General features: G+C 66.9%; 4 protein-coding genes. All 4 read right to left on the reverse strand.

The window, feature by feature from the left end; genetic code table 11:
• Nucleotides 1–73: 73 nt before the first annotated feature.
• A complete protein-coding gene (gene fusA, locus ACFYYW_RS10965) occupies nt 74–2,122 on the reverse strand; it encodes an elongation factor G (protein WP_387647314.1) in 2,049 nt (682 codons plus the stop codon).
• Nucleotides 2,123–2,212: 90 nt separating this feature from the next.
• Nucleotides 2,213–2,683, reverse strand: coding sequence for a 30S ribosomal protein S7 (rpsG, locus tag ACFYYW_RS10970; protein ID WP_043623423.1), 471 nt, complete (start codon nt 2,681–2,683; stop codon nt 2,213–2,215).
• Nucleotides 2,684–2,685: 2 nt separating this feature from the next.
• Complete coding sequence (gene rpsL, locus ACFYYW_RS10975; RefSeq protein ID WP_020542315.1) at nt 2,686–3,060, reverse strand: 30S ribosomal protein S12; 375 nt, start codon at nt 3,058–3,060, stop codon at nt 2,686–2,688.
• Between the two features lie 553 nt (nt 3,061–3,613).
• Nucleotides 3,614–7,489, reverse strand: a complete 3,876-nt coding sequence (locus ACFYYW_RS10980) for a DNA-directed RNA polymerase subunit beta' (protein WP_387647271.1) — start codon at nt 7,487–7,489, stop codon at nt 3,614–3,616.
• Nucleotides 7,490–7,611: the final 122 nt, after the last annotated feature.

Consider the following 7,611-nt stretch of genomic DNA (forward strand, 5'->3'; position numbering starts at 1 on the left):
ACACTCGGGCCCGGGAGATCCCAGACCCCTAGGCGGCGGGGTGGCTCGCACCACCCCGCCAGGGACCGGGAAGTTATTCGCCCCGGGCCTTCGCGACGATCTCCTTGGCGATGCCCGGGGGCACCTCCGCGTAGGAGTCGAACTGCATGCTGTAGCTCGCGCGCCCCTGCGTCTTGCTACGCAGGTCACCCACGTAGCCGAACATCTCAGACAGCGGCACGAGCGCCTGGACGACACGGGCGCCGGCCCGCTCGTCCATCGCCTGGATCTGCCCGCGGCGACCGTTGAGGTCACCGATGACGTCACCCATGTAGTCCTCGGGCGTGGTGACCTCGACGGCCATCATCGGCTCGAGAAGAACGGCGTCCGCCTTGCGCGCGGCCTCCTTGAAGGCCATCGAGCCGGCGATCTTGAACGCCATTTCCGAGGAGTCGACGTCGTGGGCGGCACCGTCGGTCAGCGTAACCTTCACGCCCACCATCGGGTAACCGGCCAGCACGCCGAACTCCGCGGCCTCCTGGGCGCCGGCGTCGACCGAGGGGATGTACTCCCTCGGGACGCGGCCACCGGAGACCTTGTTCTGGAACTCGTAACCGTCGTTGCCCTCGCCCAGCGGCTCCAGGTCGATGATCACCCGCGCGAACTGACCGGAACCACCGGTCTGCTTCTTGTGGGTGTAGTCGACCTTCTCCACCTTGCGGCGGATGGTCTCGCGGTAGGCCACCTGCGGGCGGCCCACGTTGGCCTCGACCTTGAACTCGCGGCGCATACGGTCGACGAGGATCTCCAGGTGAAGCTCGCCCATGCCCCAGATGACCGTCTGGCCGGTCTCCTCGTCACGACGGACCTGGAAGGACGGGTCCTCCTCGGCCAGCCGCTGGATGGCGGTGGACAGCTTCTCCTGGTCGCCCTTGGTCTTGGGCTCGATGGCGACGTTGATGACCGGAGCCGGGAACGTCATCGACTCGAGCACGACCGGGTTGGCCGGGTCGGCAAGGGTGTCGCCGGTCGTGGTGTCCTTCAGACCCATGACGGCGACGATCTGACCGGCGATCGCCTGCGGGCGCTCTTCGCGCTTGTTGGCGTGCATCTGGTAGATCTTGCCGATCCGCTCCTTCTTGCCCTTCACCGAGTTCACGACCTGTGAACCGGTGTCGAGGGTGCCGGAGTAGATGCGGATGTAGGTGAGCTTGCCCAGGTGCGGGTCGCTGGCGATCTTGAAGGCCAGCGCGGAGAACGGCTCGGCCGGGTCCGCGTGACGCTCGATCACCTTCTCCTCGTTGCCGACCGCGTAACCCTTGAACGCCGGGATGTCGGTCGGGGCGGGGAGGTAGGCGACGATCGCGTCGAGCAGGGGCTGAACGCCCTTGTTCTTGAACGCGGTGCCGCACAGGACCGGGTTGATGGCGCTGCTCAGCGTGGCGCGGCGGATGGCCGCGATCAGCTGCTCCTCGGTGGGCTCGGTGCCCTCCAGGAAGAGCTCCATCAGCTCGTCGTCGTTCTCGGCGACCGTCTCGATGAGGCGGTCACGCCACTCGCGGGCGGCGTCGGCGTGGTCGGCCGGGATGTCGACGGTGTCGTACATCTCGCCCTTGGCCGCGTCGGCGCTCCAGATGAGCCCCTTCATCTTGATGAGGTCGATGACGCCCTTGAAGTCGGCCTCGACACCCCACGGAAGCTGGATCACAGCGGGGGTCGCGCCCAGGCGGCTGACCATCATCTCGACGCAGCGGTGGAACTCCGCGCCGACACGGTCCATCTTGTTCACGAAGCAGATGCGCGGGACCTCGTACCGGTCAGCCTGCCGCCACACCGTCTCCGACTGCGGCTCGACACCGGCGACACCGTCGAACACGGCGACGGCACCGTCGAGGACGCGGAGCGAGCGCTCCACTTCGATGGTGAAGTCGACGTGACCCGGAGTGTCGATGATGTTGATGGTGTGACCGATCCACTCACAGGTCGTCGCGGCAGACGTGATCGTGATGCCGCGCTCCTGCTCCTGCTCCATCCAGTCCATGGTGGCAGCGCCCTCATGGACTTCACCGATCTTGTAGTTGATGCCGGTGTAGAACAGGATGCGCTCGGTCGTGGTGGTCTTGCCCGCGTCGATGTGGGCCATGATCCCGATGTTGCGGACCTTGGCCAGGTCAAGAGCGGTCGTAGCGGCCACTTTAACTCGCGTCCTCGTCGTCTCGTCGAACCCGCCGGGTTACCAGCGGTAGTGGGCGAAGGCCTTGTTGGACTCGGCCATCTTGTGGGTGTCCTCGCGCTTCTTGACACTCGCCCCGAGGCCGTTGCTGGCGTCGAGGAGCTCGTTCATGAGGCGCTCGGTCATGGTCTTCTCGCGGCGGGCGCGGGAGTACTGCACCAGCCAGCGCAGGGCCAGGGTGGTGCTGCGCGCGGCGCGCACCTCGACCGGCACCTGGTACGTCGCGCCACCGACACGGCGGCTGCGGACCTCGAGGGTGGGCTTGACGTTGTCAAGCGCGCGCTTGAGGGTGACGACCGGGTCGTTGCCCGTCTTCTCCCTGCAGCCTTCGAGGGCGCCGTAGACGATCGACTGCGCGATGGAGCGCTTGCCGTCAAGGAGCACCTTGTTGATCAGGGCGGTCACCAGCGGCGAGCTGTAAACCGGGTCAGACATGAGCTGACGACGGCCAGGAGAACCCTTACGAGGCATTGTTAGCTCTTCTCCTTCTTCGCGCCGTAGCGGCTGCGGGCCTGCTTGCGGTTGCGGACACCCTGGGTGTCGAGCGAACCGCGGATGATCTTGTAGCGAACACCAGGCAGGTCCTTCACACGACCGCCACGCACGAGCACGATGGAGTGCTCCTGCAGGTTGTGGCCCACACCGGGGATGTAAGCCGTGACCTCGATGCCGTTCGTGAGCCGAACGCGGGCCACCTTGCGCAGTGCCGAGTTGGGCTTCTTCGGGGTCGTGGTGTAGACGCGCTGGCACACGCCGCGCCGCTGCGGACTCCCCTTGAGGGCAGGAGTCTTGGTCTTGGAGACCTTGTCCTGCCGGCCCTTGCGGACCAACTGCTGAATAGTGGGCACTGCCACTCCGTTTCGTGCCTTGGCCGGTGTTACGTCATTGGTCTTGCATTTCGCAGGTTCTGCCGGTGTCATGACCTGCTGGTTTTCCTCGTCTCGGTGCCCCCGCGGTCGGGCGTGTCGCGCTATTCGCACGGACACAGCCACGGAGACTTGCGAGCCTGAGAGTCCAGCCGACGCTCTCCCTATGGATATGAGCGCACAGCCGAAAGCCCGCTAGAGACGGGCACGATGCTCAAGACTACCCAGGCCCAGCCGACACGTCAAAACGGCACGGCAACGCCTGTCGGCATCGCCGCTCCGTGCCACCGGGGCCCGTCTCATCCAGCCCATCCGAAGCGCCGCCGCAATGATACCGGCCCCGGGGACCGACGTGTGCCGATTCGCCGGGGAGCCCCGCAACCGGCCCCCAGACCGTCATGCCGCCGGACCGGCCCCCCGGGGCCCGTCCACTCCCACAGGGCGTCAGGGGCCGTCTACGGCAGCGCGTACGGCCGGAAAAGCGCCGCGCCCGGGCCTCTCAGGAGAGAGACCCGGGCGCGTCGCCTGCGAACTGCTAGCGGTTGTACTGACCGAAGTCGTACTCCTCCAGCGGGACGGCCTCGCCGCTGCCCGTGCCGAAGGTGTAGTCGGCCGCGGAACCGTCGTAACCGCCGACGGTGTACATGGCGGCCTTGGCCTCCTCGGTCGGCTCGACCCGGATGTTGCGGTACTGGGGCATGCCCGTACCGGCCGGGATGAGCTTACCGATGATGACGTTCTCCTTCAGGCCCAGCAGCGAGTCGGACTTGGCGTGGATCGCCGCGTCCGTCAGGACCCTGGTCGTCTCCTGGAAGGAGGCCGCCGACAGCCACGACTCGGTGGCCAGCGACGCCTTCGTGATGCCCATGAGCACCGGACGGCCCGCGGCCGGCGAGCCGCTCTCGGCCACCGTCTCACGGTTCATCTGCTCGAAGCGCGGACGCTCCACCAGCTCACCGGGCAGCAGGTCGGTGTCACCGGACTCCAGCACGTTCACGCGCTTGAGCATCTGCCGCACGATGATCTCGATGTGCTTGTCGTGGATCGACACACCCTGCGACCGGTAGACCTGCTGGACCTCGGCCACCAGGTGCAGCTGCACGGCCCGCGGGCCGAGGATGCGCAGCACCTCGTTGGGGTTGACCGCACCGGCGATCAGCTGCTGGCCGACCGTCACGCGCTGACCGTCCTGGACGAGCAGGCGCGAACGCATCGAGACCGGGTAGGCGATCTCCTCCGACCCGTCGTCGGGGGTGATGACGATCTTCCTGGTCTTGTCGGTCTCGTCGATCCTGGCCCGGCCCTCGGCCTCGGAGATCGGGGCGACACCCTTGGGGATGCGCGCCTCGAACAGCTCCGTGACACGGGGCAGACCGTGGGTGATGTCGGCGCCGGCCACACCACCGGTGTGGAACGTACGCATCGTCAGCTGCGTGCCGGGCTCACCGATCGACTGGGCGGCGATGATGCCGACCGCCTCGCCGACGTCCACGAGCTTGCCGGTGGCCAGCGAGCGGCCGTAGCAGGTCGCGCAGACACCGATCTTGGCCTCGCAGACGAGCGCGCTGCGGGTGCGGACGGTCTCGACGCCGGCCTCGACCAGCTTCGTCACGTGGATGTCGTTGATGTCGACACCCGCCGGGACGATGACCTTGCCGTCGACCTCGACGTCCTCGGCCAGGATGCGGCCGTGCACGTTGGACTCGGCGTTCTCCGCCTTGACCAGGTTGCCGGACGCGTCACGCTCGCCGACGTGCAGCGGGACCGCGCGGTCGGTGCCGCAGTCGATCTCACGCACGATGACGTCCTGGGCGACGTCCACCAGACGACGGGTCAGGTAACCCGAGTCGGCGGTACGCAGGGCGGTGTCGGCCAGACCCTTTCGCTGACCGTGGGTGGAGATGAAGTACTCCAGCACCGACAGGCCCTCGCGGAAGGAGGCCTTGATCGGCCGCGGGATCGTCTCGCCCTTGGTGTTGGACACCAGACCACGGATGCCGGCGATCTGCCGGACCTGCATCTTGTTACCACGGGCGCCCGAGTTGACCATCATCCAGACCGGGTTGGTCGCCGGGAAGGCGTTGACCATGTCGGTCTCGACGTCGGCCGTGGCGTGGGTCCAGATCTCGATGAGCTCCTGGCGGCGCTCCTCGTCGGTGATCAGACCACGCTCGTACTCGCGCTGGACCTTGTCGGCCCGGCGCTCGTAGTTCTCCATGATGTCGGTCTTGTTCGGCGGCGCGACGACGTCCTCGATCGAGATCGTGACGCCGGAGCGGGTCGCCCAGCGGAAGCCCGCGTCCTTGAGCGCGTCGAGCGAGTTGGCGACCTCGACCTTGGGGTAGGTGTCGGCCAACTCGTTCACGATCGTGGACAGCTGCTTCTTGCCCACCTGGAAGTTGACGAACGGGTAGCTCTCGGGGAGCGTCTGGTTGAACAGGCACCGCCCGAACGTCGTCTCCAGCCGGATCGGGTCACCCTGCTCCCAGCCCTCCGGAGCGACCCAGTCGCGCGGCGGCAGGACGTCCTTGACCCGGATCTGGATCTTCGCCTGGATCTCCAGCTCACGGCGGTCGAAGGCCATCTGCGCCTCGGCGATCGAGCCGAACACGCGGCCCTCGCCGATCGCGCCTTCCTTCTGGGTGGTCAGCCAGTAGAGGCCGATGACCATGTCCTGGGTGGGCATCGTCACGGGCTTGCCGTCGGCCGGCTTGAGGATGTTGTTGGTCGAGAGCATCAGGATGCGTGCCTCGGCCTGGGCCTCAGCCGACAGCGGCAGGTGCACGGCCATCTGGTCGCCGTCGAAGTCCGCGTTGAAGGCGGTGCAGACGAGCGGGTGGATCTGGATGGCCTTGCCCTCGACCAGCTGCGGCTCGAACGCCTGGATGCCCAGACGGTGGAGCGTCGGAGCGCGGTTGAGCAGCACCGGGTGCTCGGTGATGACCTCTTCGAGCACGTCCCACACGACAGGGCGGGCGCGCTCGACCATCCGCTTGGCCGACTTGATGTTCTGCGCGTGGTTGAGGTCCACGAGCCTCTTCATCACGAACGGCTTGAACAGCTCCAGCGCCATCTGCTTGGGCAGACCGCACTGGTGCAGCTTGAGCTGCGGGCCGACGACGATGACCGAACGGCCGGAGTAGTCGACTCGCTTGCCCAGCAGGTTCTGGCGGAACCGGCCCTGCTTGCCCTTCAGCATGTCGCTGAGGGACTTCAGCGGCCGGTTGCCGGGGCCGGTCACCGGGCGACCGCGACGGCCGTTGTCGAACAGCGCGTCGACGGCCTCCTGGAGCATCCGCTTCTCGTTGTTCACGATGATCTCGGGGGCGCCGAGGTCGAGCAGACGCTTGAGGCGGTTGTTCCGGTTGATGACCCGGCGGTACAGGTCGTTGAGGTCGGAGGTCGCGAACCGGCCACCGTCGAGCTGCACCATCGGGCGCAGGTCCGGCGGGATGACCGGGATGCAGTCGAGCACCATGCCGCGCGGCGAGTTGGTGGTGTTCAGGAACGCCGACACGACCTTGAGCCGCTTGAGGGCGCGGGCCTTCTTCTGGCCCTTGCCGCTGCGGATGGTCTCGCGCAGGTTCTCGGCCTCGGCGTCGAGGTCGAAGCTGATCAGGCGGTCCTGGATCGCCTGCGCGCCCATGCCGCCCTTGAAGTAGCGGCCGAAGCGGTCGCGCATCTCGCGGTAGAGCAGCTCGTCGCCCTCGAGGTCCTGGACCTTGAGGTTCTTGAAGCGGCTCCAGACCTCGTCGAGCCGGTCCAGCTCGCGCTGGGCACGGTCGCGGAGCTGGCGCATCTCGCGCTCGGCGCCCTCGCGGACCTTGCGCCGCTGGTCGCCCTTGGCGCCGGCGGCCTCCAGCTCGGCCAGGTCGGACTCGAGCTTCTTCTGCCTGGACTCGACGTCGGCGTCACGGCGCTGCTCGATGTGCTGCCGCTCGACGGAGATCTTCGCCTCCAGCGAGGGCAGGTCACGCTCACGCATGTCGGTGTCGACGTGCGTGATCATGTAGGCCGCGAAGTAGATGACCTTCTCCAGGTCCTTCGGGGCCAGGTCGAGCAGGTAGCCGAGGCGCGACGGCACGCCCTTGAAGTACCAGATGTGCGTGACGGGCGCGGCCAGCTCGATGTGGCCCATCCGCTCACGACGCACCTTGGCCCGGGTCACCTCGACGCCGCAGCGCTCACAGATGATGCCCTTGAACCGGACGCGCTTGTACTTACCGCAGTAGCACTCCCAGTCGCGGGTCGGACCGAAGATCTTCTCGCAGAAGAGTCCGTCCTTTTCCGGCTTGAGAGTCCGGTAGTTGATGGTCTCGGGCTTCTTGACCTCGCCGTGCGACCACTGACGGATGTCGTCGGCGGTCGCAAGACCGATCCTGAGCTCGTCGAAGAAGTTGACGTCTAGCATTGTGTGCGATCTCCCCCTCAGACTTCTTCCACGCTGCTCGGCTCACGCCGGGACAGATCGATACCGAGTTCCTCCGCCGCGCGGAAGACGTCCTCGTCGGTGTCGCGCATCTCGATGGACAT

The sequence above is a fragment of the Nonomuraea sp. NPDC001831 genome, assembly GCF_042892035.1.
In the GTDB taxonomy this organism is placed as follows: Bacteria; Actinomycetota; Actinomycetes; order Streptosporangiales; family Streptosporangiaceae; genus Nonomuraea.